At 74.0% G+C, this 1,791-nt stretch carries 2 pseudogenes; one reads left to right on the top strand and one right to left on the bottom strand.

The annotated features are described in order from the left end of the window. Positions 1-297 precede the first annotated feature (297 nt). Positions 298-1,266, top strand: a pseudogene (locus BSB02_RS42830) (respiratory nitrate reductase subunit gamma); the annotation flags it as partial. 14 nt (positions 1,267-1,280) lie between these two features. Here BSB02_RS42830 and BSB02_RS39090 read toward each other — a convergent pair. Continuing rightward, a pseudogene (locus BSB02_RS39090) lies at positions 1,281-1,791 on the bottom strand (acetate kinase); the annotation flags it as partial.

Raw genomic sequence — 1,791 nt, 5'->3', positions numbered from 1 at the left:
CACACCCGGGAGTACGGCGAGGACCCGGCCGAGATCCGCACCTGGACCTGGCCCCATGCATGACGTTGCGGTGGCGCGCCGCCGCCGCTCGCCCGGCTGGGGACGCTCGTCCCGCCGTCCGGGGACCTTGATCCCTAGGCCGGCACAGGTCCCCTGAAGTGCAATGTGTGCTCTCGAGGGAAGGGCGGCTCCAAGGGCGAGCGTCCGTGAGCGGATAGAGATTGTTCCGTGACCGTCTGTGATCGTCTCGCCGAGGCGGTCCGGGGGCGGGACGCGGGAGGAACCCCCATGACAGCCGGCCGCTGGAACCTCGACCTGGGCGACGTCGACCCGGCTTTGACGATGGAGGGTGGGCGGGCGGTCACGGTGGCGCTGCCCCGCTTCGACCGGGCCGAGCCGGGCGTGCTGGAGCGCGGCGTCCCGGTGCGCGAGGTCGGCGGCCACCTGGTCACCACCGTCTTCGACCTGATGCTCGCCCAGTACGGCGTGGCCCGGCCCGGGTTGCCCGGCCGCTGGCCGTCCGGCTACGACGACGCGGCCGAGCCGTACACCCCGGCCTGGCAGGAGGCGATCACCGGCGTGCCCGCGGCGGCGGCCCGCATCGCGCGGGAGTTCGCCCGCAACGCCGAGGAGGCCGGCGGCCGATCCATGATCATCATGGGGGCGGGGACGAACCACTGGTTCCACTCCGACACGATCTACCGGTCGTTCCTGGCGCTGACCACGCTGACCGGCTGCCAGGGCGTCAACGGCGGCGGCTGGGCGCACTACGTGGGGCAGGAGAAGTGCCGCCCGGTCACCGGGTGGGCGCAGCTGGGGACGATCGCCGGGGTCTGCACGCTGGGCGGGCTGGCCATCCTCATCTACCGGCGGCGCACCGTCGGGCCGGTGTTCACGGCGACGACGCGCAACGACAAGCTCATGTACGCCGTCCTCACCCTGGTCATCGTGCTCGGCCTGGCGGCCACGGTGATGGCCAACCTCGCCGGCGGCGGATACGACTACCGCGCCACCGTCTCACCGTGGTTCCGCTCGATCCTCTACCTGCGTCCCGACCCGGCGCTGATGGCCGGCGCGCCGCCGCTGTTCCAGCTGCACGCGCTCAGCGCCCTGCTGCTGTTCGCCATCTGGCCCTTCACCCGGCTGGTGCACATGCTGACCGCCCCGGTCGGCTACCTCACCCGGCCCTACATCGTCTACCGCAGCCGCGACGACACGCGGGCCGGAAGCCGTACCCCGCGACGCGGGTGGGAACCGTCCCGCTGACCGTTCCCGCGGGTCTACGCCTGCAGGACGGCGAGGACCTGGCGGGCGATCTCCCACTCCTCGTCGGTGGGGACCACCAGCACGGCCACCTCGGCACCCGGCGGCGAGACCGGGCCATCCCCGGCCGCCTCGTTGCGGGCGGGATCGACCGCGACGCCGAGCCGGTCCAGCCCGGCCAGGGACAGCGCGCGCACCTCGGCGTCGTGCTCGCCCACCCCGCCGGTGAAGACGATCGCGTCCACCCGGCCGAGCACCGCGTAGTAGGCGCCGACGTACTTGCGGATGCGGCGGCAGTAGACCTCCCGGGCCAGCCGCGCGGCCGCGTCCCCTGCGCGGGCCGCCTGCCGTACGGCGCGCATGTCGGCGGTTCCGGCCAGCGCCAGCAGGCCGCCGTGCTGCTCCAGGGCGGCCTCGACCTCCGCGCTGGACAGCCCGAGCACGCGCGCCAGGTAGCCGGGCAGCGCCGGGTCCACGTCGCCGGAGCGGGTGCCCATGACCAGGCCCTCCAGCGGGGTCAGGCCCATG

This window comes from Thermoactinospora rubra (assembly GCF_002093975.1).
Lineage (GTDB): Bacteria > Actinomycetota > Actinomycetes > Streptosporangiales > Streptosporangiaceae > Nonomuraea > Nonomuraea rubra_A.
The sequence above is the reverse complement of the archived record's forward strand: the minus strand, read 5'-3'. Positions and strand labels throughout refer to the sequence as shown.